Below are 23,637 nucleotides of genomic sequence, written 5' to 3'. Positions count from 1 at the left end.
CCAGGCACACTGGTAACAACAGGATCTTTGCAGACGCCAGGAGGGTACGGCCGTGTATCGAGTGTTTGAAGCGCTGGACGAATTGAGCGCGATCGTCGAAGAAGCCCGTGGCGTCCCGATGACGGCCGGTTGCGTGGTGCCCCGCGGCGACGTGCTGGAGCTGATCGACGACATCAAGGACGCCATCCCGGGCGAGCTGGACGACGCCCAGGACGTGCTGGACGCGCGGGACTCGATGCTGTCCGACGCCAAGACGCACGCCGAATCCATGGTGTCCTCGGCGACCACCGAGTCCGAGTCGATGCTCAACCACGCCCGCGCCGAGGCCGACCGGGTGCTCTCCGACGCCAAGGCCCAGGCCGACCGGATGGTCAGCGAAGCGCGTCAGCACAGCGAGCGGATGGTCGCCGAGGCCCGGGAGGAGGCGGTCCGCATCGCCACCGCCGCCAAGCGCGAGTACGAGGCCAGCGTCAGCCGGGCCCAGGCCGAGGCCGACCGGCTGCTGGAGAACGGCAACATCTCCTACGAGAAGGCCGTCCAGGAGGGCATCAAGGAACAGCAACGCCTGGTGTCGCAGAACAGCGTGGTGGAGGCCGCCCACGCCGAGGCCACCCGGCTCATCGACTCGGCGCACGCCGAGGCCGACCGGCTGCGCGGCGAATGCGATATCTACGTCGACAACAAGCTCGCCGAGTTCGAGGAATTCCTCAACGGCACGCTGCGCTCGGTGGGCCGCGGCCGTCACCAGCTGCGGACGGCGGCCGGCACGCACGACTACGCGGTGCGGTAGCACCACCCTGGCGGGGCGGACGCGCCCTGGAATTGTGCGGTCGGCGCCGTAGGATTTCTGATATGACGCGGCAGCACAGCACATCGTCGGTCCGCGGCGCAGCGCCCCGGCCAGCCTCCCCGATGACGTTCGACATCACCCGGCTGGGGCGGCGGCCCGGGGCGATGGTCACCCTGCGCACGACCGTGCCCAGCCCGGCGCGCATCGGGCTGGACATGATCGCGATCGAGGCGGGAGCCCCGCTGGATCTGGACCTGCAGGTCCAGTCGGTGTCCGAGGGCGTCCTGGTGACCGGCTCGGTGACCGGGCCCACCGTCGGCGAATGCGCGCGCTGCCTGACCGCCCTGGACGGCGAGGTGCGGGTGCGGCTGACCGAACTGTTCGCCTACCCGGACAGCACCACCGAAGCGACCACCGAGGAGGACGAGGTCGGCCACATCGTCGACGACACCGTCGACCTCGAGCAGTCCATCATCGACGCGGTGGGCCTCGAGCTGCCCTTCTCGCCCGTGTGCCGGCCGGACTGCCCGGGGCTGTGCCCGGAATGCGGCGTGTCGCTGGCTGCCGAGCCCGGCCATCAGCACGACCGCATCGACCCGCGCTGGGCGAAGCTGGCGGGCATGTTCGCCTCCGACGAAGCCCGGGACGAGCGGTGAGCTCACGGCAGCCGCTGCTCGACGCCCTCGGGGTCGAGCTGCCCGACGAGCTGCTGTCGTTGGCCCTGACGCATCGCAGCTACGCCTACGAACACGGCGGGCTGCCCACCAACGAGCGGCTGGAATTCCTGGGCGACGCCGTGCTGGGCCTGACCATCACCGACGCGCTCTACCACCGCCACCCCGACCGCACCGAGGGAGACCTGGCCAAGCTGCGGGCCAGCGTGGTCAACACCCAGGCGCTGGCCGACGTCGCCCGCAAGCTGTGCGACGGCGGCCTGGGGGCGCATCTGCTGCTGGGGCGCGGGGAGGCCAACACCGGCGGCGCGGACAAGTCGAGCATCCTGGCCGACGGCATGGAGTCGCTGCTGGGCGCGATCTACCTGCAGCACGGCATCGACACCGCGCGCGAGGTGATCCTCCGGTTGTTCGGCGCGCTGCTCGACGCCGCGCCCACGCTGGGGGCCGGGCTGGACTGGAAGACCAGCCTGCAGGAGCTGACCGCGGCGCGCGGCATGGGCGCCCCGTCCTACCTGGTCACCTCCACCGGCCCCGATCACGACAAGGAGTTCACCGCGGTCGTCGTCGTCGCCGACACCGAATACGGGACCGGGGTGGGCCGCTCCAAGAAGGAGGCCGAGCAGAAGGCCGCGGCGGCGACCTGGAAGGCGCTCGACGTGCTCGACCCCGCCGCGCAGACGTCCGCCTAGCCGGCGCCCGCCCCGGATCGATGCCCGAACTGCCCGAAGTCGAGGTGGTGCGCCGCGGCCTGCACTCGCACGTGGTGGGCAAGACGATCGGCGCGGTGCGGGTGCACCACCCCCGCGCGGTGCGCCGCCACGAAGCCGGCCCCGCCGACCTCACCGCCCGGCTGCTGGGCGCGCGGATCACCGGCACCGACCGGCGCGGCAAGTACCTGTGGCTGCTGCTGGACGGCCGCGATACCGCGCTGGTGGTGCACCTGGGCATGAGCGGGCAGATGCTGCTCGGCGCGGTGCCGCGCGCCGAGCACGTCCGCATCTCGGCACTGCTCGACGACGGCACCGTGCTCAGCTTCGCCGACCAACGCACCTTCGGCGGCTGGATGCTCGCCGACCTTCTCGAGGTGGACGGCAGCGTGGTGCCCGAACCCGTCGCGCACCTGGCGCGCGACCCGCTCGATCCCCGCTTCGACGCCGACGCCGTCGTAAAAGTCTTGCGGCGCAAGCACTCCGAAATCAAGCGCCAACTGCTCGATCAGCAGGTGGTGTCGGGCATCGGCAACATCTATGCCGACGAGGCGCTGTGGCGGGCCAAGGTGCACGGGGCGCGGATCGCCGACGCGCTGACCCGCAAGCAGTTGACCGCCGTGCTCGACGCGGCCGCCGACGTGATGCGTGACGCGCTGGCCAAGGGCGGGACCTCGTTCGATTCGCTGTACGTCAACGTCAACGGCGAATCCGGGTACTTCGACCGATCGCTGGACGCCTACGGCCGGGAGGGCGAAAGCTGCCGGCGCTGCGGCGCGGTGATGCGCCGGGAGAAGTTCATGAACCGCTCGTCGTTCTACTGCCCGAAATGCCAACCGCGCCCGCGGCTTTGAGGACGATCAGTCGAAGATATCGCGGCGCACGGTGCCCGTCGGCAACGCCGGGTCCACGAACCATTCGTGGCTGAACAGCGCGCCGAACACCTGCGGCGGCAGTCGCAGCAGCAGCCCGAACAGCCGGGCGGCCGGGCCGGAACGCCCGATCTGGGATCGGTGCGCGGCGAAGGCATCCCGCTTCTGGCGGGCGAAGCGAAAGACGTTGATGCGATGGGTGATCGCGGCCCGCGGGGCGTACGCGCTGCCGACGATGTCGGCTTCGTACGGCCCGGGAAGCCGCAGCAGGTGCGCCAGATCGCTGATGCGCAACAGCATTTCGCGCGGCATCGTCACCTCGAGCACCCGCGGGACGGCGGCGAGTTCGGCGGCCCGCTTGCCGACGTGATGCACCCGGACGTGATCGCGGTGGCCGTAACCGCCGTTGGCCTGGTAGCTGAGCAGCAGGTCGGCATGCTCGTCGCGGAGGATGCCGGCCAGCTTTCCGGCCGCCTCGTCGAGGTCGGCCCGCCCGAACCGGGTGCGCCCCGGCGGGTCCGGGTAGAACAGCGGGCCGTAGCCGCTGTCGGCGTAGCCGAGGCATTCCACCCGCTGTGCACCGAGAATCCTTGCGCTCGAACGTAATTCGTCGAGCCGGTGGTCGGTGTCCTCGTTGTGCACCCGCCCGTCGGTGGCCGTCACCACGACGACGCGGTGTCCGGCCGCCACCGCCCGCGCGATGGTGCCGCCGGTGAGCACGACCTCGTCGTCCGGGTGGGCGTGGAACGCGACGACGGTGGCCATGCACAGCAGTATGCCCGTGCGTGGCCGGGCGGGTGCCCGGTAGAAAAGAGCCATGGCCGAACTTTGGGTGGAGCGCACCGGAACTCGCCGCTACACGGGACACAGCTCGCGCGGAGCCCGGGTGCTGATCGGCTCCGAGGACGTCGACGGCGTGTTCACCCCCGGCGAGCTGCTCAAGATCGCGCTGGCGGCCTGCAGCGGGATGGCCAGCGATGCCCCGCTGGCCCGTCGGCTGGGCGACGACTACCGGGCGGTCATCCGGGTCTCCGGCGCCGCCGACCGCGAGCAGGAGCGCTATCCACTGCTCGAGGAGACGCTGGAGCTGGACCTGTCGGGGTTGAGCGACGAGGACAGGCAGCGCCTGCTGCTGGTGGTCCACCGGGCCGTCGACCAGGTGTGCACGGTCGGGCGCACGCTCACCTCGGGCACCACGGTCAACTTCGAGATCGCCGCCGGGGCCGGCCATGCCGGAGCCTGACGCCCGGCTCACCGCCTGGGTGCACGGGCACGTCCAGGGCGTGGGTTTTCGCTGGTGGACGCGGTGCCGGGCGCTGGAATTGGGGCTGACCGGCTACGCGGCCAACCAGCCCGACGGGCGGGTGCTGGTGGTCGCCCAGGGGCCGCGGCCGGCCGGCGAGAAGTTGCTGGAGCTGCTGCGGGGCGGCACGACGTGGCCGTCGCGGCCCGGGCGGGTGGACAAGGTGGTCGCCGACTGGTCGGCGCCGCAGGAGCGGTTCGAGGGATTCGTCGAGCGCTGAGGCTCCGCGCCCGGCCGAGTTCGAAACCCTGCTAGCGCCGGCACCAGCGCGTTTCGGAGGGCGAGCGTGCACCCAAGCGGTGGCTGATGTGACCATTGTGACCAGTGCGTCGAATGTGCGGAACGCCGCCCGATTTCGAGCCGGCCGACACCCCGCGCTGCGGCGGTGCGGGCCGATTTGAGCGGTAGTCTGGCTGGCCGTGTACCTCAAGAGTCTGACGCTGAAGGGCTTCAAGTCCTTTGCCTCGCCGACGACTCTGCGTTTCGAGCCGGGCATCACCGCGGTCGTCGGGCCCAACGGCTCGGGCAAGTCCAACGTCGTCGACGCGCTGGCCTGGGTGATGGGCGAGCAGGGGGCCAAGACGCTGCGCGGCGGCAAGATGGAAGACGTCATCTTCGCCGGGACCAGCTCGCGCGCGCCGCTGGGCCGCGCCGAGGTCACCGTCACCATCGACAACTCCGACAACGCGTTGCCCATCGAGTACTCCGAGGTGTCGATCACCCGGCGGATGTTCCGCGACGGCGCCAGCGAGTACGAAATCAACGGCAGCAGTTGCCGTTTGATGGACGTGCAGGAGCTGCTCAGCGACTCCGGGATCGGCCGGGAGATGCACGTCATCGTCGGGCAGGGCAAGCTCGACGAGATCCTGCAGTCGCGGCCCGAGGACCGTCGCGCGTTCATCGAGGAAGCCGCGGGGGTGCTCAAGCACCGCAAGCGCAAGGAAAAGGCGCTGCGCAAACTCGACGCGATGTCGGCCAACCTGGCCCGGCTCACCGACCTGACCACCGAGCTGCGCCGCCAGCTCAAACCGCTGGGCCGTCAGGCCGAGGTGGCCCGTCGCGCGCAGACCATCCAGGCCGATCTGCGCGACGCCCGGCTGCGGCTGGCCGCCGACGACCTGGTCAACCGGCGGGGCGAGCGCGAGGCCATCTTCGAGGCCGAGGCCGCCATGCGCCGCGAGCACGACGAGGCCTCGGCGCGGCTGGCGGTGGCCTCCGAGGAGCTCGCCGCGCACGAGAAGGCGCTCGGCGAGCTGTCCGGCCGGGCCGAGTCGGTCCAGCAGACCTGGTTCGCGCTGTCCGCCCTGGCCGAACGGGTGGCGGCGACGGTCCGCATCGCCAGCGAGCGGGCCCAGCACCTCGACCTGGGGCCGGTGACTGCCGGCGACACCGACCCCGACGCGCTGGACGCCGAGGCCGAGCGGGTCGCGGCCGCCGAGCAGCAGCTGCTGGCCGAGCTGGCCGCGGCGCGCAGCCGGCTGGAAACCGCGCGCGCCGAACTCGCCGAGCGGGAACGCGAAGCCGCCGAGGCCGATCGGGCGCACATGGCGGCGGTGCGGGCCGAGGCCGACCGGCGCGAGGGACTGGCCCGGCTGGCCGGTCAGGTCGAGACGATGCGCGCCCGCGTCGAGTCGATCGACGACAGCGTGGCGCGGCTGTCCGAGCGCATCGAGGCGGCCGCCGCCCGCGCGCAGCAGGCCAAGGCGGAGTTCGAAACCGTGCAGGGCCGGGTCGGCGAGCTCGACCAGGGCGAGGTGGGCCTCGACGAGCACCACGAGCGCACCGTCGCCGCGCTGCGTCTGGCCGACGAGCGGGTGGCCGAACTGCAGGCCGCCGAGCGTGACGCCGAACGCAAGGTGGCCTCGCTGCGGGCCCGCATCGACGCGCTGGCGGTGGGGCTCGAGCGCAAGGACGGCACCGCCTGGCTGACCGAAAACCATTCCGGCGCAGGGATTTTGGGACCGATGGCCAAGCTGGTCAAGGTCCGCTCCGGCTACGAAGCCGCGGTGGCCGCGGTGCTGGGCTCGGCGGCCGACGCGCTGGCCGCCGACGGGCTGGGCGCGGCCCGCTCGGCGCTGGGTGCGCTCAAGCAGGCCGACGGTGGACGGGCCGCGCTGGTGCTGGGCGACTGGCCCGCCGATCCGCCCGCACCGCAGCCGGCCCCGGCGGGCGCGCTGTGGGCGCTCGACCTCATCGACGCGCCCGAGCGGCTGCGCGGGGCGATCACGGCCATGCTCTCCGGCGTCGCGGTGGTCGACGACCTGGACCGGGCGCTGGCGCTGGTGGCGGAGCACCCCCGGTTGCGAGCGGTCACGCTCGACGGCGACCTGGTGGGCGCCGGCTGGGTGAGCGGCGGCTCCGACCGAAAACTGTCCACGCTGGAGGTGACCTCGGAGATCGACAAGGCCAGCGCGGAGCTGGCCGCGGCCGAGGCCCAGGTGGCCCAGCTCAGTGCGGCGCTGTCCGGCGCGCTGGCCGAACAGGCCGCCCGGCAGGATTCGGCCGAGCAGGCGCTGGCCGCGCTGAACGAGTCCGACAGCGCGATCTCCGGGATGTACGAGCAGCTGGGCCGGCTGGGGCAGGAAGCCCGGACCTCCGAGGACGAGTGGAGCCGGTTGCTGCGCCAGCGCGAGGAGCTCGAGGCGGGCCGCACCCAGACCGTCGCCGAGGTCACCGAGCTGGAAAACCGGCTGCGCAACGCGCAGGAAACCCCGCAGGAGCCGGCCGCGGAACCGGTGAACCGCCAGCAGATCGCCGCGGCCACCGACGCCGCGCGCAGCGCCGAGGTGGAGGCCCGGCTCGCGGTGCGCACCGCCGAAGAGCGGGCCAACGCGGTGCGCGGGCGGGCGGATTCGCTGCGCCGGGCCGCCGCCGCCGAACGGGAGGCCCGGTGCGCGCCCAGCAGGCCGCGAGGCGCGGCTGCGCGCCGCGGCGGTCGCGGCGGCGGTGGCCGATTCGGGGCGGTTGCTAGCAACGCGGTTGAACGCGGTGGTGGCCGCCGCGTCGCGGATCCGCGACGCGCTGGCCGCCGAACGCCAGCAGCGCGCCACGGCGATGACGGCGGTGCGCGACGAGGTGAACGCGCTGAGCGCCCGGGTGGCCGCCCTGACCGACTCGCTGCACCGCGACGAGGTGGCCAACGCCCAGGCGGCGCTGCGCATCGAGCAGCTCGAGCAGATGGTGCTCGAGCAGTTCGGCATGGCGCCGGCCGATCTGATCGCCGAGTACGGCCCGCACATCGCGCTGCCGCCCAGCGAGCTGGAGATGGCCGAATACGAGCAGGCCAAGGAGCGCGGCGAACAGGTCTTCGCGCCCGCACCGATTCCTTTCGACCGGCCCACCCAGGAGCGGCGGGCCAAGCGGGCCGAGCGGGAGCTGGCCGAGCTGGGTCGGGTCAACCCGCTGGCGCTGGAGGAGTTCGCGGCGCTCGAGGAGCGCTACAACTTCCTGTCCACCCAGCTCGAGGACGTCAAGGCCGCCCGCAAGGACCTGCTCGGCGTGGTGGACGAGGTCGACGCCCGCATCCTGCAGGTGTTCAGTGAGGCCTACACCGACGTCGAACGGGAATTCTCCGACGTGTTCGGCGTGCTGTTCCCCGGCGGCGAGGGCCGGCTGCGGCTGACCGATCCGAGCAACATGCTGACCACGGGCATCGAGGTGGAGGCCCGCCCGCCGGGCAAGAAGATCACCCGGCTCTCGCTGCTGTCCGGCGGCGAGAAGGCGCTGACCGCGGTGGCCATGCTGGTGGCCATCTTCCGGGCCCGCCCGTCGCCGTTCTACATCATGGACGAGGTCGAGGCCGCCCTCGACGACACCAACCTGCGGCGGCTGATCAGCCTGTTCGAGCTGCTGCGGGCGCGCTCGCAGCTGATCATCATCACGCACCAGAAGCCGACCATGGAGGTCGCCGACGCACTCTACGGCGTCACCATGCAGGGCGACGGCATCACCGCGGTGATCTCGCAGCGGATGCGCGGTCAGCAGGTGGACCAGCTGGTCACCACCTGAGCAGCGCGGATGGCGGGCGGTCGAGGCCCGGTGGCCGGGCGGCACGGGTCCGCTTGAAACAATGTCAGCGTGTCCCAAGGTCTTTGGATCGCCGTCGCGGTCCTCGTCGTCATCGCCGTCCTGGTCGTCATCGCCGCACTGGTCCTGGGCCTGGCGCGGTACCGCCGGCGCCGGATCAGCTTCTCGACCCGCCCCGAACCCGGGGCGATCGACCGGTCCGGCGGATACACCGCGTCCTCGGGCATCACGTTCAGCCAGGCACCGACCGCCCAGCCGGCTGAGCGGCTCGACACCACCGGCTTGCCGGCGGTAGGCGACGACGCCACCGTCCCCCGGGACGCGCCGCGACGCACCATCTCCGAGGTCGAGCTTCCCGAACCCGAGACGCCGGCGGCGCCGGCTCCGGAGGCCCCCGCTCCCGAGATCGAGGAGATCGCGCCCACCGAGGGCCGGCTGGAGCGGCTGCGCGGCCGGCTGGCCCGCTCCCAGAACGCGCTCGGCCGCAGCCTGCTGGGCCTGATCGGCGGCGGCGACCTGGACGAAGACGCCTGGCAGGACGTCGAGGACACCCTGCTGGTCGCCGACCTGGGCCCGGTGGTCACCGAATCGGTCATCGCCCAGCTGCGCGGCCGGCTGGCCAGCAGCGACGTGCGCACCGAGGCGGACGCCAAGGCCGTGCTGCGCGACGTGCTGATCAACGAGCTGCGGCCCGACCTGGACCGCTCGATCCGGGCGCTGCCGCACGCCGACCACCCGTCGGTGCTGCTGATCGTCGGCGTCAACGGCACCGGAAAGACCACCACCGTCGGCAAACTGGCCCGGGTGCTGGTCGCCGACGGGCGGCGCGTCGTGCTGGGCGCGGCCGACACCTTCCGCGCCGCCGCGGCCGACCAGCTGCAGACCTGGGCGTCGCGGGTGGGCGCGGAGGTGGTGCGCGGCGCCGAGGGCGCCGACCCGGCCTCGGTGGCGTTCGACGCCGTCGACCAGGGCATCGCCGCCGGCGCCGACGTGGTGCTCATCGACACCGCGGGCCGGCTGCACACCAAGGTCGGGCTGATGGACGAGCTCGACAAGGTCAAGCGGGTTGTCACCCGCCGCGCCGCCGTCGACGAGGTGCTGCTGGTGCTCGACGCCACCATCGGGCAGAACGGGCTGGCCCAGGCCCGGGTGTTCGCCGAGGTCGTCGAGATCACCGGCGCCGTGCTGACCAAACTGGACGGAACGGCCAAGGGCGGCATCGTCTTCCGCGTTCAGCAGGAACTCGGGGTGCCGGTGAAACTGGTCGGCCTCGGCGAGGGCCCCGACGATCTGGCGCCGTTCGAGCCGGCCGCCTTCGTCGACGCGCTGCTCGGCTGAAAACCCCTCCGCGGCCCCGGCGGGACGTTAATCCCGCCGAAACACAGCGGCACTATCGCCGAAACAACCATTGCGCAATGTTCTGGATCAGGTCATCGGACGCATGTCTGATGGCCAGAAGCGGGCCGACCGGAGGAGATTGCGAGTGACATACCCGATACTGGGCCAGCCCAATACCGGCGATACCGCCTGGATGCTGGCCAGTTCCGCGCTGGTGCTGTTGATGACGCCGGGTCTGGCGTTTTTCTACGGCGGGATGGTGCGCGCCAGAAGCGTGCTGAACATGCTCATGATGAGCATCAGCGCGATGGGCGTGGTCACCGTGCTGTGGGTGCTTTACGGCTATTCGGTCGCCTTCGGCGACGACGTCGGCAACTTCATGGGCAAGCCGACGTCCTACTGGGGCCTCAAGGGTCTCATCGGCGTCAACGCGGTGGCCGCCGACCCGAGCAAAGGCACTGCGGCAACGGACATTCCGCTGGCCGGTACGCTGCCGGCCACCGTGTTCGTGGCCTTCCAGCTGATGTTCGCGATCATCACCGTCGCTCTGATCTCCGGCGCGGTGTCCGACCGGCTGAAGTTCGCCGCCTGGCTGGTGTTCGCCGGCCTGTGGGCGACGTTCGTCTATTTCCCGGTGGCGCACTGGGTGTTCGCATTCGACGGCTTCGCCTCCGAGCACGGCGGCTGGATCGCCAACAAGCTGCACGCGATCGACTTCGCCGGCGGGACGGCGGTGCACATCAATTCCGGTGTGGCGGGCCTGATGCTGGCGATCGTGCTGGGCAAGCGCCGCGGCTGGCCCACCACGTTGTTCCGGCCGCACAACCTGCCGTTCGTGATGCTGGGCGCCGGGCTGCTGTGGTTCGGCTGGTACGGGTTCAACGCCGGATCGGCCACCAGCTCCAACGGCGCGGCGGGGTCGACGTTCATGACGACGACGATCGCGACCGCCACCGCGATGCTGGCCTGGATGCTCACCGAACGCATCCGCGACGGCAAGGCCACCACGTTGGGCGCGGCGTCCGGGATCGTCGCCGGGCTGGTCGCCATCACCCCGTCCTGCTCGTCGGTCAACGTGCTGGGCGCGCTGGTGGTGGGCCTGGTGGCCGGCGTGGTGTGCGCGCTGGCGGTCGGCCTGAAATTCAAGCTGGGCTTTGACGACTCGCTCGACGTGGTCGGGGTGCACCTGGTCGGCGGGCTGGCCGGCACCCTGCTGGTGGGCCTGCTGGCCGCCCCGGAGAGCCCGGCCATCAGCGGCGTCACCGGCGTCTCCAAGGGACTGTTCTACGGTGGCGGCTGGGCGCAGCTGGAACGGCAGGCGGTCGGCGCGTTCAGCGTCCTCATCTACTCTGGTGTGGTTACGCTGATCCTGGCGTTGATCCTGAAGTACACGATGGGGCTTCGTCTCAACCCGGAGGCCGAAGCCTCGGGTATCGACGAGGCTGAGCACGCCGAGAGTGGTTACGATTTCGCCGTGGCTACCGGCTCGGTTCTCCCGCCCCGGGTCGCTGTGGCGGATACCCGCAACGGCCTGGAGGAGCAGCGAGTGGGCGACAAAGTGGAGGCAGAGCAGTCATGAAGTTGATCACCGCGATCGTAAAGCCGTTCACGCTCGATGACGTGAAGACCAGCCTCGAGGACGCGGGCGTCCTGGGTATGACGGTCAGCGAAATCCAGGGCTACGGACGGCAGAAGGGTCACACCGAGGTCTACCGCGGTGCCGAGTACTCGGTCGACTTCGTGCCCAAGGTGCGCATCGAGGTCGTCGTCGACGACTCGATCGTCGACAAGGTGGTGGACAGCATCGTCCGGGCGGCGCGCACCGGCAAGATCGGTGACGGCAAAGTGTGGGTGAGTCCGGTGGAAACCATCGTGCGGGTGCGCACCGGCGAGCGCGGAACCGATGCGCTGTGACGCCTTTCGCCAATTGCTGATACACCCCGGGCGGGCGCCGGCGGCATGACCCCGACCGGCCCCGATCCGTCCGGGCACCAAAACGCTTGCGGGGCAGTCGATTTGGCTGCCTCGCGGCGTCAGCTTCTCTCCGAGGGCGGCAAGCTGCACGCCGCCGAACTGCGGCACGCCTGGCTGGATCTGCACGAATCGTGGTTGGCCGCCAAGGCGGCCCAGATCGGTATCGCCGACGACAGCGGCTTCGCCCTGGTGGGCATCGGCGGCCTGGGCCGCCACGAGCTGCTGCCGTATTCCGATCTGGACCTGATGCTGTTGCACGACAACAAGTCCGACGAGGTGCTGCAGCGGGTCGCCGACGCGCTGTGGTATCCGTTGTGGGACGCCAACGTTCGGCTCGACCACAGCGTGCGAACCGTGTCCGGGGCGCTCGGTGTCGCCAACGGCGACATGATCGCGGCGCTGGGCATGCTGGACGCCCGGCACGTCGCCGGCGACGCGCGGTTGAGCGACGAGTTGATCGCCGGCGCAAGACGCCAGTGGCGCAGCGCAATTCGCTCCCGGATGGACGAGCTGGTGGAGATGACCCAGGCCCGCTGGGACCGGTGCGGCCGGATCGCGCAGCGCGCCGAGCCGGATCTGAAGTCGGGCCGCGGCGGCCTGCGCGATGTGCAGCTGCTGGACGCGCTGGGCGTGGCGCAGCTGATCGACCGGCACGGCATGGCTCGGCCCGAGTCGCCGGGGGGCTCGCTGGACGACGCGCATCTGACGTTGCTCGACGTGCGCACCGAGCTGCACCGGGTGTCCGGCCGCGGGCTGGACCAGCTGCTGGCCCAGTACGGCGACGAACTGAGCGCGGCCCTGCACATCGGTGACCGATTCGACTTGGCCCGCAAGCTGTCCGACGCCAGCCGCACCATCGCCTATCACGCCGAGACCGGGCTGCGCACCGCGGAGAACGCGCTGCCGCGCCGCGGGGTGTCGGCCCTGGTGCGCCGGCCCAAGCGCCGTCCCCTGGACGAGGGCGTGGTGGAGTACGCCGGCGAGATCGTGCTGGCCCGCGACGCCCGCCCGGACACCGACGTGGGCCTGGTGCTGCGGGTGGCCGCCGCGTCGGCCAGCACCGGTTTACCGATCGGCGCGGCCACGCTGAGCCGGCTGGCCGCCGCCGCGCCCGAGATGCCGGAGCCCTGGCCGCGGGAGGCGCTGGACGACCTGCTGGTGCTGCTGTCGGCGGGGCCGACCACGGTGGCGACCATCGAGGCGCTCGACCGCACCGGGCTGTGGGGCCGGCTGTTGCCGGAGTGGGACGCCATCCGCGACCTGCCACCCCGCGACGTCGCGCACAAGTGGACGGTGGACCGCCACGTCATCGAGACCACGGTCAACGCCGCGCCGCTGGCCACCCGGGTGGCCCGGCCCGACCTGCTCGCGCTGGGGGCCCTGCTGCACGACATCGGCAAGGGCCGCGGTGTGGACCACAGCGTGCTCGGGGCCGGGCTGGCCCTCGAGATCGGGCCGCGGCTGGGGATGGCGCCCGCCGATGTCGAGCTGCTCGCGCAGCTGGTCCGCCACCACCTGCTGCTGCCGGTGGCCGCCACCAGAAGCGACCTCAACGACCCGAAAACCATTGAGCGGGTGTCGAAAACCCTCGGTGAGGACCCGCTGCTGCTGGAAGTGCTGCACGCGCTGACCGAGGCGGACTCCAAGGCCACCGGGCCCGGCGTGTGGAGCGACTGGAAGGCGTCGCTGATCGACGATCTGGTTCGGCGCTGCCGGATGGTGATGGCGGGGGAGCCGCTTCCGAAGGTCGAACCTGCTGCGCCCCAATACCTTTCGCTCGCCGCCGACCGCGGCGTGCATGTGCAGATCAAGCCCGGCGGCGGCGAGCGGCTGGACGTGGTGATGGCCGCGCCGGATCAACGCGGACTGGTGTCCAAGGCCGCCGCGGTGCTGGCGCTGAACTCGCTGCGGATCCACTCGGCCTCGGCCAGCACGCACGAGGGATTCGCGGTCGTCGAATTCGTGGTGTCGCCGCTGTTCGGTTCGCCGCCGGAGGCGGGCCTGCTGCGCCAGCAGTTCACCGGCGCGCTGGGTGGCGACGTCGACGTGCTGGGCACGCTGGAGAAGCGGGACAGCGACGCCGTCGGCGCGGCCACCAGGCGGGCCGGCGAGGTCCAGGTCGGGGTGCCCGTCACCCGCTCGACCGCGCCGCCGCGCATCCTGTGGGTCGACACCGCCGCGGCCGACCAGCTGATCGTCGAAGTCCGCGCCATGGACCGACTCGGGCTGCTCGCCCTGCTGACCCGGGCGCTGGAGCGGGCCGGCACCGACATCGTCTGGGCGAAGGTCAACACCTTCGGCTCGACCGCGGCCGACGCCTTCTGCGTCACGGCCGGCGACGCCGGCGCCCGCGACGCCGTCGAGCAAAGCCTGCTCACGGTGCTGGGCGGTCCGGCCGTGGAAGTGCTCGAGGAACCGGTCGGCGACTAGCGGCCGTGATGGGCCGTCAGGAGTGCTCGGCGTTGAGCCGGCGCACCGCGTCGATGCGGGCCCGCAACTGTTCGCGGCTGGCCGCGGCGATCGGCGGTCCGCCGCAGCGGCGCCGCAGCTCGTTGTGAATCCAGCCGTGCGGCTTGCCCGTTCGATGATGAGCGATCGACACCAGCGTGTTGAGCTCGCGGCGCAGCTCGCGCAGCTGGCCGTGCACCGTGGCCGGCGGGGCGTCGCCCGCCGACGGCTGCCCGGCCCGCCGCTGCAGCTGCTGGTCCTGGCGCTGGTGCAGCAGGGCGCGCATCTGCTCGGCGTCCAGCAAACCCGGGATGCCGAGGTAGTCGGCCTCCTCCTCGCTGCCGGCCGGGGCGGCGGTACCGAACGACGAGCCGTCGAAGATGACCTGATCGAGTTCCGCGTCGGCCCCCAGCGAGGTGAAGCCGTTGTCGAGTTCGCTCTTCTCGTTCTGCGTGCGGGTGGCCGGGTCGCCGTCGAGGGGGTCGCCCTCGGAGACGCGGTGCGGCTCGCCCAGCACGTGGTTGCGCTGGGCCTCCAGCTCGCTGGCCAGTCGCAGCAGGTTGGGCACCGACGGCAGGAAGATGCTCGCGGTCTCGCCCGGGCGGCGCGACCGCACGAACCGGCCGACCGCCTGGGCGAAGAACAGCGGCGTGGAGGCGCTGGTGGCGTAGATGCCGACCGACAGCCGCGGCACGTCGACGCCCTCGGAGACCATCCGCACCGCCACCAGCCACCGGCTGGTGCTCGCCGCGAATTCGCTGATGCGCGCCGAGGATCCGGGGTCGTCGGAGAGCACCACGGTCGGCGTCTCCGAGGTGATCTTGGTCAGCAGGGTCGCGTAGGCGCGGGCCGCGACCCGGTCGGAGGCGATGATCATGCCGCCGGCGTCGGGGATGTGGGCACGCAGCTGGCGCAGCCGTTGATCGGCGGCCGCGATGACCGCGGGCATCCATTCCCCGGCCGGGTCCAGCGCGGTGCGCCAGGCCCGGGCGGTCTGCTCGGCCGACAGCGGCTCGCCCAGCCGCGCCGCGTGCTCCTCGCCGGCGCTGTCGCGCCAGCGTGCCTCCCCGGAGTAGGCCAGAAAGACCACCGGCCGGACCACACCGTCGGCCAACGCCTCGGGATAGCCGTAGGTGTGGTCGGCCTGCGAGCGGCGCACCCCGTCGGGTCCGGCCTCGTAGCGCACGAACGGGATGGGGCTGTCGTCGCTGCGAAACGGCGTGCCCGTCAACGCGAGCCGGCGGGTGGCGTCGCCGAACGCCTCGCGGATGGCATCGCCCCACGTCTTGGCGTCGCCGCCGTGATGGATCTCGTCGAAGATGACCAGCGTCCTGCGCTGCTCGGTGCGCACCCGGTGCAGCGTGGGGTGCGCGGCGACCTGAGCGTAGGTCACCATCACGCCGTGGTACTCCGGCGCGATCCGCGGGTTGCTGTTGGAGAACCGCGGGTCCAGCGCCAGGCCGTGCCGCGCCGCGGCCTGCGCCCACTGCACCTTGAGGTGCTCGGTGGGCACCACGACGGTGACCTGCTCGACGGCGCGCTGGCCGAGCAGTTCGGCGGCCACCCGCAGCGCGAACGTCGTCTTGCCCGAGCCCGGGGTCGCCACCGCCAGGAAATCGCGGGGCTGCCCGGCGAGATATTTCACCAGCGCCCGGCGCTGCCAGCCGCGCAGCGCACCGGAGCGGTCGCTGTGGTCGTTGCCGGCGCGCGGATCCAAGCTGCTGACCGGCACCGACACAGGCCCCCCAATCGTTGCTCCTCGACGCGGCCAGCTCGATTGAGCGGCGGCTGTGAAATCTAGCACGCCAACGGTTTTCGGTGCGGGAGCGACTCGACCGGCTAGCGGTGACGGGCCGCCGTCGGGGCCTGCAGCCAGTCGCGGATGCGTTCGGCGACCGCGACCCATCCCGGTTCCAGCATCATGTTGTGGCCCATGTCGAAGAACTCCGGATCGGTGCGGTAGGCCCGCGCGGTGGCGCACACGTCCGCGGCGCTGACGAAGCCGTCGTGCGTCGCGCCCAGCACCAGGATCGGCGTGCTGACCCGTCGGGTTCTGACCCGGCGCAGCATCGGATCGGTCATGGCGGCGCGCACGCTTTCGGCTCCGGCGCGTTGGCGGCAGGATTCGACGATCGCCTCGGGGGTGGCGGCGCAGAACAGGTACTCGCGGGCCAGCGCCGGGGTGGCGAGGAATTTCAGCAGGGTGGGGTCGTTCCAGGCTTCCATGGTCATCGACGGCCGGCGGCGCCAGACCCGCAGCGCCAGCCTGAGCACGCCCTGCGGCGGCACCGACCCCACCAGCACCGCGGCGGGAACGCGGTGGGTTTCCAGGTAGCGCTGGATGACGAAGCCGCCCAGCGAATGGCCGATGAGGATCGGCGCGCCGCCGAGCTCGTCGGCCACCGCGGCGACGTCGTCCAGGTAGTCGGCGATGGAGACCCTGTGCAGCGGCTTGGACGTGGGGCTGGCGCCGTGCCCGCGCAGGCTGAGCGCGACCGCGCGGTAGCCGGCGTCGGCGAAGAAGTCCAGGAAGTTCTCCCAGCACCACGCGGCGTGCCAGCCGCCGTGCACGAAGAGCAGCGGCGTCGGGTGCTCGGCGCTGCCGGACCCCTTCTCGATCACCTCGAGCATGAGCTGACTTTTCTGTGCCGGCGTCGCGCCGTCAACCCCCGTCGAGCGTCACGCCGGCGTGGCGCTCGACGCCGAGGGTCACGCCAGCGTGACGCTCGCGCCGAACGGCACCTGCTGCGCCCCGCTTCGCGGCGCTTGCAGTGCCACTAGGCTGGCGTCGTGTTTGAATCGCTGTCCGACCGATTGACCGGTGCCCTTGCGGGACTGCGCGGCAAGGGTCGACTGACCGACGCCGATATCGAGGCCACCACCCGCGAAATCCGGCTGGCGCTGCTGGAAGCCGACGTGTCGCTGCCCGTCGTGCGCGCGTTCGTCACCCGGATCAAGGAGCGCGCCAAGGGCGCCGAGGTGTCCGGCGCGCTGAACCCGGCGCAGCAGGTCGTCAAGATCGTCAACGAAGAGCTCATCGGCATCCTGGGCGGCGAGACCCGCCAGCTGGCGTTCGCCAAGACTCCACCGACCGTGATCATGCTCGCCGGTCTGCAGGGTTCCGGTAAGACGTCGCTGGCCGGCAAGCTGGCCGCCTGGCTGCGCGGGCAGGGCCACACCCCGCTGCTGGTGGCCTGCGACCTGCAGCGCCCCGCCGCGGTGAACCAGCTGCAGGTCGTCGGCGAGCGCGCCGGCGTCCCGGTGTTCGCGCCGCATCCGGGAGCCTCGCCCGAGTCCGGGCCCGGCGACCCGGTGGCGGTGGCCGCACAGGGCCTCGCCGAGGCCCGGGCCAAGCACCACGACGTCGTCATCGTCGACACCGCCGGCCGGCTGGGCATCGACGACGAGCTGATGGCCCAGGCCGCGGCCATCCGCGACGCCATCGACCCCGACGAGATCCTGTTCGTGCTGGACGCGATGATCGGCCAGGACGCCGTCACCACCGCCGAGGCCTTCCGCGAGGGCGTCGGCTTCACCGGCGTGGTGCTGACCAAACTCGACGGCGACGCCCGTGGCGGCGCGGCGCTGTCGGTGCGCGAGGTCACCGGGGTCCCGATCCTGTTCGCCTCCACCGGCGAGAAGCTGGAGGACTTCGACGTCTTCCACCCCGACCGGATGTCCAGCCGCATCCTGGGCATGGGCGACGTGCTGAGCCTGATCGAGCAGGCCGAGCAGGTCTTCGACGCCGAGCAGGCCGAGGCCGCCGCGGTCAAGATCGGCAGTGGCGAGCTCACCCTCGAGGACTTCCTGGAACAGATGTTGGCCATCCGCAAGATGGGGCCGATCGGCAACCTGCTGGGCATGCTGCCCGGCGCCGGGCAGATGAAGGACGCGCTGGCCGCCGTCGACGACAAGCAGCTCGACCGGCTGCAGGCCATCATCCGCGGCATGACCCCCGAAGAGCGGGCCGACCCGAAGATCATCAACGCGTCGCGGCGGCTGCGCATCGCCAACGGCTCCGGCGTGACGGTGTCGGAGGTCAACCAGCTGGTGGACCGCTTCTTCGAGGCCCGCAAGATGATGTCGTCGATGCTCGGCGGCATGGGGATTCCCGGGCTGGGCCGCAAGTCGGCGACGCGAAAAGCCAAGGGCGCCAAGGGTAAAGCCAAGAAGGGCAAGAAGGGCGCGCGCGGCCCCACCCCGCCGAAGGTGCGCAGCCCGCTGGGGCCCGGGATGCCGGCCGGGTTCCCCGACCTGTCGCAGCTGCCCGAGGGCCTCAACGAGCTGCCACCCGGGCTGGCCGACTTCGACCTGTCCAAGCTGAAGTTCCCGGGCAACAAGTAGCCGCCGTGCGCTGGCACCTACGCGGTCGGAGTCTGCCCGACGAGGGCCCGATCGAACTCTGGGTCGTCGACGGGCGGATCAGCACCGAACCGGTGGCCGGCGCCGACACCGTCTTCGGGGCTTCCGGAGGCGGCTGGATCGTGCCCGGGCTGGTCGACGCCCACTGTCACGTCGGGCTCGGTGAGCACGGTGAGATCCCGCTCGACGAGGCGATCGCCCAGGCCGAGATCGAACGCGACGTCGGCGCGCTGCTGTTGCGCGACTGCGGCTCGCCCACCGACACCCGCAGCCTCGACGATCGCGACGACCTGCCCCGCATCATCCGGGCCGGCAAACACCTGGCCCGGCCCAAGCGGTACGCGGCGGGCTTCTCCCGCGAGCTGGACGACGAGTGGCAGCTGCCCGACGCGGTCGCGCAGGAGGCCAAACGGGGCGACGGCTGGATCAAGCTGGTCGGCGACTGGATCGACCGCAGCGTCGGCGACCTGGCGCCGTTGTGGTCCGATGAGGTGCTCAAGGCCGCCATCGACACCGCCCACGCGCACGGCGCCCGGGTCACCGCGCACGTCTTCAGCGAGGACGCGCTGCCCGGGCTGATCAACGCCGGCATCGACTGCATCGAGCACGGCACCGGGCTGACCGACGACACCATCGAGCTGATGGTGTCCCGCGGCACCGCGCTGGTGCCCACCCTGGTCAACGTCGTCGAGAATTTCCCCGGCATCGCCCAGGCCGCCGCCAAGTACCCGACGTATGCCGCCCACATGCGCGACCTGTACGCGCGCGGCCCGTCCCGGATCGCCGCGGCCCGCGAGGCGGGCGTGCCGATCTACGCCGGCAGCGACGCCGGCACCATGGTCGCCCCCGGGCGCATCGCCGACGAGGTGGAAGCGCTCAAGGGCATCGGGATGACGGCGACGCAGGCGCTGGGGGCGGCGTGCTGGGACGCGCGGCGCTGGCTGGGCCGGCCCGGACTCGAGCACGGCGCGTCGGCCGACCTGTTGTGCTTCGCCGAGGATCCGCGCTCCGGGCCGGCCGTACTTCGAAATCCCGATCTGATCATGTTGCGCGGCAACATCTTTCGTTCACCTGCCTAACCCGGCGCGTCGCACCCGCCGGGGCAGACCGGTCGGCGGCGGGCGGATCTCGGCGCAAAAGATTGCGAGTGCTTGCTATCTATGTTAGCGTTCCGGCAGCCCGCGACTTGGAGGACGCCATGCCCTACGACGTGATCATTCGCGACGGATTGTGGTTCGACGGCACCGGCGGCGCGGCGCTGACCCGCACGCTCGGCATCCGGGACGGCGTGCTGGTGGACGTGGCCGAGTCGCTGGACGAGGCCGGCTGCCCCGAGGTGATCGACGCCGCCGGGAAGTGGGTGCTGCCCGGATTTATCGACGTGCACACCCACTACGACGCCGAGGTGCTGCTCGATCCCGGCCTGCGCGAGTCGGTGCGGCACGGCGTCACCACGGTGCTGCTGGGCAACTGCTCGCTGTCCACCGTCTACGCCGATTCGCAGGACGCCGCCGACCTGTTCAGCCGGGTGGAGGCGGTGCCGCGCGAATACGTTTACGGCGCACTGAGTTCCAACCGGACCTGGTCGACGGCCGCCGACTACGTCAAGGCCGTCGACGCATTACCGCTGGGGCCCAATGTCGGCTCGCTGCTTGGTCATTCGGATCTGCGCGCCGCGGTGCTGGGGCTCGATCGCGCCACCGACGCCACCGTCAGGCCCACCGATGCCGAACTGGAGAAAATGGCGGCGCTGCTGGACGAGGCGCTGGACGCCGGGCTGCTCGGCATGTCCGGGATGGATGCGGCCATCGACAAGCTCGACGGGGAACGCTTCCGGTCCCGCGCGCTGCCGTCCACCTTCGCCACCTGGCGGGAACGGCGCAAGCTGATCGAGGTGCTGCGCCGCCGCGGCCGGATCCTGCAGAGCGCACCGGATCTGGACAACCCCGCGCTGGCGCTGATGTTCTTTCTGACCAGCAGCCGGATCTTCGGTCGCGGCAGGGGAGTCCGGATGAGCATGCTGGTGTCGGCCGACGCCAAGTCCATGCCGCTGGCCGTGCACACCTTCGGGCTGGGCACCCGCATCCTCAACAAACTGCTGCGCTCCAGCGTGCGCTTCCAGCACCTGCCCGTGCCGTTCGAATTGTATTCCGACGGAATCGATCTGCCGGTCTTCGAGGAATTCGGCGCGGGGACCGCCGCGCTGCATCTGCGGGATCAGTTGCAGCGCAACGAACTTCTGGCTGACACCGATTACCGTCGGCGGTTCCGCCGCGAATTCGACCGGGTCAAGCTCGGCCCGTCGCTGTGGCACCGCGATTTTTACGATGCGGTCATCGTCGAATGTCCGGATAAGTCGTTGATAGGAAAGAGCTTTGGCGCGATCGCCGACGAGCGTGGCCTGCACCCGCTGGACGCGTTCCTCGACGTGCTGGTGGAAAACGGTGAGCGCCACGTCCGGTGGACCACCACCGTGGCCAACCACCGGCCCAAGCAGCTGGACAAACTCGCCGCCGACCCCAGCATCCACATGGGCTTCTCCGACGCCGGCGCGCACCTGCGCAACATGGCCTTCTACAACTTCGCGCTGCGCATGCTCAAGCGCACCCGCGACGCGCAGGCCGCCGGCGCGCCCTTCCTGTCGATCGAGCGGGCCGTGCACCGCCTCACCGGCGAACTGGCGGACTGGTTCGGCATCGACGCCGGCACCCTGCGCCCGGGCGACCGGGCCGACTTCGTGGTGATCGACCCGGCCGGCCTCGACGAGTCGGTGGACGCCTACCACGAGGAAGCGGTGCCGTTCTACGGCGGCCTGCGCCGCATGGTCAACCGCAACGACGACGCCGTCGTCGCCACCGGAGTGGGCGGCGTCGTCGTCTTCGGCGGCAGCCACCGCAAGGGCGAATTCCGGGACGGCTACGGGCACACCGTGAAATCGGGCCGCTACCTGCGGGCCGGCCAGCGGGTCCGGGCCAGGGTCGGCGCCCCGAGGGTGACCGCCTGAGATGGCCAGAACCCAGCAACAGCGTCGCGAGGAAACCGTCGCGCGGCTGCTGGACGCGTCCATCGCCACCATCATCGAGGTCGGCTACGCCCGCGCCTCGGCGGCGGTGATCACCAAGCGGGCCGGGGTGTCGGTGGGTGCGCTGTTCCGGCACTTCGACACCATGGGCGACTTCATGGCGGCCACCGCCTCGGAGGTGTTGCGCCGTCAACTGGAGTCCTTCACCAAGCGGGTCGCCGAGATACCCGCCGACCAGCCGGTGCTGGAAGCGGTGCTGGGCATCCTGCGCGACCTCACCAGCGGCCCGGTCAACGCCGTGATCTACGAACTGACGGTTGCGGCGCGCACCGACGAAAAGCTCAGGGAGACTTTGCAACACGAGCTCGCGCAGTACGCCGCGAAGATCGACGAGGTGTCTCGCGCGCTGCCCGGCGTCGAGGGTTTCCCGGCCGACACCTTCCCGGTGCTGGTGGCGCTGATGCGCAACGTGTTCGACGGCGCCGCGGTGGTGGAAGGTGTGCTGCCGCAACCGGAAATCGCGGCGCAGCGGATCCCGGTGTTGACCGCGCTGCTGAACGCCGCGCTGCCGCAGTGAGTCTGGCGAGCAGACGCAAAAGCACGCGACACGCCGGGGAATCGGGCGCTTTTGTGTCTGCTCGCGGCGGGGCGGCGTGGCGCGGGGTGGCGAGCGTCGGTGTTACAGCGAGCCGATGCTGGCCTGTGGGCTCTGGGCGAAGCCCCAGTCGAACAACGTCGCCGCCTGATCCCAGTACGACGGCCCGCCCTCCTTGATCAGCCCGTACATCATGGCGATCACCAGCCGCCGGCCCCCGCGCGCGGCGGCGCCGACGAAGGTCTTGCGGGCCGCGTTGGTGAACCCGGTCTTGCCGCCGATCGCGCCGGGGTAGCGCTGCAGCAGCTCGTCCTGGTTGGTGATCGGCTGCAGACCGTTGTCGCCGGGGAACATCGCCGAGGGCTCGGCGGTGATCTGCGCGAACACCGGGTTGGCCATTGCCGCGCGGAAGATGACGGCCAGGTCGTGCGCCGTCGACGACCCCGACCCGTTGGGCCCGTCCAGGCCGGACGGCGTCGACGCGTGCGTGCTGGTGGCGCCGAGCGCGGCCGCCTTGGCGTTCATCTTGGCCACCGTCGCCTCCGGCCCGCCCAGCATGTGCGCCAGCGTGTTGGCGGCGTCGTTGCCCGACACCAGCAGCAGGGCGTCGAGCAGCTGGCGCGCGGTGTAGCTGCGGCCCGGCTTGATGCCGACGCAGTTGCATTCGACCTGGGTGTCGGCGGCGTCGGCCACCACGGTGGCGTCCAGGCTCACCTCGTCCAGCACCACCTGGGCCAGCAGCGTCTTGATGGTGCTGGCCGGCGGATGCGCGACGTTGGGGTCGCGGCCGGCCAGCACCTGACCGCTGTCCAGGTCGGCGATGATCCAGGTCTGCGCCGGGCCGTCGGGAATCGGGATCGAGCCGGCCGGCTGGGTGCTGTCCGCCGCGGCGGTGGGGGCACCGCAGGCGCCGACGAGCAGCAGCGCCGCGGCCGCGGTCCAGAGCTTGCGCATGGCCGCAAAGTCTAACTTCCGGTCCATTTCGGAGGGGATTTTCGTCTACTGTCCGATGCATGTTGAGCCTGGAGGAGATCTCCGACCGCCTGGAGATCCAGCAGCTGCTGGTGGACTACTCGACCGCGATCGACAACCGGCGATTCGACGACCTGGACGACGTCTTCACGCCGGACGCCTACATCGACTACACGGCGCTGGGCGGCATCGAGGGCCGGTACCCGGAGGTGAAGAAGTGGCTGGCCGAGGTGCTGCCCAACTTCCCGGTATACGCGCACATGCTGGGCAACTTCTCGGTGCGCATCGACGGGGACACCGCTTCGTCGCGGGTGATCTGCTTCAACCCGATGGTGTTGGGCGGCGACACCGATCAGGTGCTGTTCTGCGGGCTCTGGTATGACGACGAGTTCGTGCGCACGCCCGGGGGCTGGCGGATGACCAGGCGGGTGGAGACGAAGGTGTTCCAGAAGGTGATGTGACCGCGCGCGATTTCTGATCGCCGCGGCCGTTCTGGCACAATAGGCGGCTGCACGCGAGGCAAAACCGGATCCGGGCAGCCCGCCCCGATT

The 23,637-nt window shown here is 71.2% G+C and carries 18 protein-coding genes and 2 pseudogenes; 16 read left to right on the top strand and 4 right to left on the bottom strand.

Annotation, left to right across the window (positions count from 1 at the left end):
• The first annotated feature begins 52 nt into the window (after positions 1 to 52).
• From sepIVA to mutM, 4 genes are all read left to right on the top strand, one after another.
• A complete protein-coding gene (sepIVA, locus tag NF20_RS11565; protein WP_009978193.1) occupies positions 53 to 790 on the top strand; it encodes a cell division protein SepIVA in 738 nt (245 codons plus the stop codon).
• A 62-nt stretch (positions 791 to 852) separates the two neighbouring features.
• Positions 853 to 1,446 (top strand): YceD family protein, encoded by a 594-nt coding sequence (locus NF20_RS11560; protein WP_179143985.1) that lies wholly within the window; start codon positions 853 to 855, stop codon positions 1,444 to 1,446.
• Positions 1,443 to 2,156: a ribonuclease III gene (rnc, locus tag NF20_RS11555; protein WP_009978190.1), complete on the top strand. Its 714-nt coding sequence runs from the start codon at positions 1,443 to 1,445 to the stop codon at positions 2,154 to 2,156. The genes NF20_RS11560 and rnc overlap by 4 nt, the downstream gene beginning before the upstream one ends.
• A 20-nt stretch (positions 2,157 to 2,176) precedes the next feature.
• The gene (gene mutM, locus NF20_RS11550) at positions 2,177 to 3,028 is read left to right on the top strand and encodes a DNA-formamidopyrimidine glycosylase (protein WP_009978189.1); all 852 of its coding nucleotides are present in this window, start codon (positions 2,177 to 2,179) and stop codon (positions 3,026 to 3,028) included.
• A 6-nt stretch (positions 3,029 to 3,034) separates the two neighbouring features.
• Here the strand turns inward: mutM and NF20_RS11545 are convergent, their stop codons facing one another.
• Positions 3,035 to 3,811: a PIG-L deacetylase family protein gene (locus NF20_RS11545; RefSeq protein WP_003875051.1), complete on the bottom strand. Its 777-nt coding sequence runs from the start codon at positions 3,809 to 3,811 to the stop codon at positions 3,035 to 3,037.
• 52 nt (positions 3,812 to 3,863) lie between these two features.
• On the opposite strand from NF20_RS11545, the gene NF20_RS11540 reads away from it, so the two are divergent.
• From NF20_RS11540 to NF20_RS11510, 7 genes and pseudogenes are all read left to right on the top strand, one after another.
• Positions 3,864 to 4,289 (top strand): OsmC family protein, encoded by a 426-nt coding sequence (locus NF20_RS11540; RefSeq protein WP_009978188.1) that lies wholly within the window; start codon positions 3,864 to 3,866, stop codon positions 4,287 to 4,289.
• A complete protein-coding gene (locus NF20_RS11535) occupies positions 4,276 to 4,569 on the top strand; it encodes an acylphosphatase (protein WP_003875053.1) in 294 nt (97 codons plus the stop codon). The genes NF20_RS11540 and NF20_RS11535 overlap by 14 nt, the downstream gene beginning before the upstream one ends.
• A gap of 199 nt (positions 4,570 to 4,768) precedes the next feature.
• Positions 4,769 to 8,357 (top strand): annotated as a pseudogene (smc, locus tag NF20_RS28140) (chromosome segregation protein SMC).
• Positions 8,358 to 8,426: 69 nt separating this feature from the next.
• Positions 8,427 to 9,713, top strand: a complete 1,287-nt coding sequence (ftsY, locus tag NF20_RS11525; protein WP_009978180.1) for a signal recognition particle-docking protein FtsY — start codon at positions 8,427 to 8,429, stop codon at positions 9,711 to 9,713.
• A gap of 103 nt (positions 9,714 to 9,816) precedes the next feature.
• Positions 9,817 to 11,292 carry an ammonium transporter gene (locus NF20_RS11520; RefSeq protein ID WP_042632831.1) on the top strand — a complete coding sequence of 492 codons (1,476 nt, stop codon included), beginning with the start codon at positions 9,817 to 9,819 and terminating at the stop codon, positions 11,290 to 11,292.
• On the top strand, positions 11,289 to 11,627 hold the full coding sequence (glnB, locus tag NF20_RS11515) for a nitrogen regulatory protein P-II (protein WP_003878721.1): 339 nt from the start codon (positions 11,289 to 11,291) through the stop codon (positions 11,625 to 11,627). Before NF20_RS11520 ends, glnB begins: the two co-directional genes overlap by 4 nt.
• Before the next feature lie 45 nt (positions 11,628 to 11,672).
• Complete coding sequence (locus NF20_RS11510; protein WP_011725667.1) at positions 11,673 to 14,117, top strand: [protein-PII] uridylyltransferase; 2,445 nt, start codon at positions 11,673 to 11,675, stop codon at positions 14,115 to 14,117.
• A 16-nt stretch (positions 14,118 to 14,133) separates the two neighbouring features.
• Here NF20_RS11510 and NF20_RS11505 read toward each other — a convergent pair whose 3' ends face one another.
• Together NF20_RS11505 and NF20_RS11500 are read right to left on the bottom strand one after the other, a co-directional pair.
• Positions 14,134 to 15,873: a DEAD/DEAH box helicase gene (locus tag NF20_RS11505; RefSeq protein WP_019732746.1), complete on the bottom strand. Its 1,740-nt coding sequence runs from the start codon at positions 15,871 to 15,873 to the stop codon at positions 14,134 to 14,136.
• A gap of 101 nt (positions 15,874 to 15,974) precedes the next feature.
• The gene (locus NF20_RS11500; protein ID WP_019732747.1) at positions 15,975 to 16,766 is read right to left on the bottom strand and encodes an alpha/beta hydrolase; all 792 of its coding nucleotides are present in this window, start codon (positions 16,764 to 16,766) and stop codon (positions 15,975 to 15,977) included.
• Positions 16,767 to 16,925: 159 nt separating this feature from the next.
• Here NF20_RS11500 and ffh point away from each other — a divergent pair, with 159 nt between their 5' ends.
• The 4 genes and pseudogenes from ffh to NF20_RS11480 all read left to right on the top strand — a co-directional run bounded on the left by ffh (position 16,926) and on the right by NF20_RS11480 (position 22,096).
• Positions 16,926 to 18,479 (top strand): signal recognition particle protein, encoded by a 1,554-nt coding sequence (gene ffh / locus NF20_RS11495; RefSeq protein ID WP_033711969.1) that lies wholly within the window; start codon positions 16,926 to 16,928, stop codon positions 18,477 to 18,479.
• A gap of 5 nt (positions 18,480 to 18,484) precedes the next feature.
• Positions 18,485 to 19,576 carry a metal-dependent hydrolase family protein gene (locus tag NF20_RS11490; protein ID WP_003875064.1) on the top strand — a complete coding sequence of 364 codons (1,092 nt, stop codon included), beginning with the start codon at positions 18,485 to 18,487 and terminating at the stop codon, positions 19,574 to 19,576.
• A gap of 81 nt (positions 19,577 to 19,657) precedes the next feature.
• A pseudogene (locus tag NF20_RS11485) lies at positions 19,658 to 21,501 on the top strand (N-acyl-D-amino-acid deacylase family protein).
• Between the two features lies 1 nt (position 21,502).
• On the top strand, positions 21,503 to 22,096 hold the full coding sequence (locus tag NF20_RS11480; protein ID WP_009978170.1) for a TetR/AcrR family transcriptional regulator: 594 nt from the start codon (positions 21,503 to 21,505) through the stop codon (positions 22,094 to 22,096).
• Between the two features lie 102 nt (positions 22,097 to 22,198).
• Here NF20_RS11480 and NF20_RS11475 read toward each other — a convergent pair whose 3' ends face one another.
• A complete protein-coding gene (locus tag NF20_RS11475) occupies positions 22,199 to 23,068 on the bottom strand; it encodes a D-alanyl-D-alanine carboxypeptidase family protein (protein ID WP_033711975.1) in 870 nt (289 codons plus the stop codon).
• Positions 23,069 to 23,127: 59 nt separating this feature from the next.
• Between NF20_RS11475 and NF20_RS11470 the strand changes: the two genes are divergently transcribed.
• Positions 23,128 to 23,547 carry a nuclear transport factor 2 family protein gene (locus NF20_RS11470; RefSeq protein ID WP_003875068.1) on the top strand — a complete coding sequence of 140 codons (420 nt, stop codon included), beginning with the start codon at positions 23,128 to 23,130 and terminating at the stop codon, positions 23,545 to 23,547.
• Positions 23,548 to 23,637: the final 90 nt, after the last annotated feature.

The sequence above is a fragment of the Mycobacterium sp. MAC_080597_8934 genome (genome assembly GCF_000523975.1).
Taxonomy (GTDB): Bacteria; Actinomycetota; Actinomycetes; order Mycobacteriales; family Mycobacteriaceae; genus Mycobacterium; species Mycobacterium avium.
Note: the sequence above shows the minus strand (reverse complement) of the source record. Positions and strands in the feature narration are given on the sequence as shown.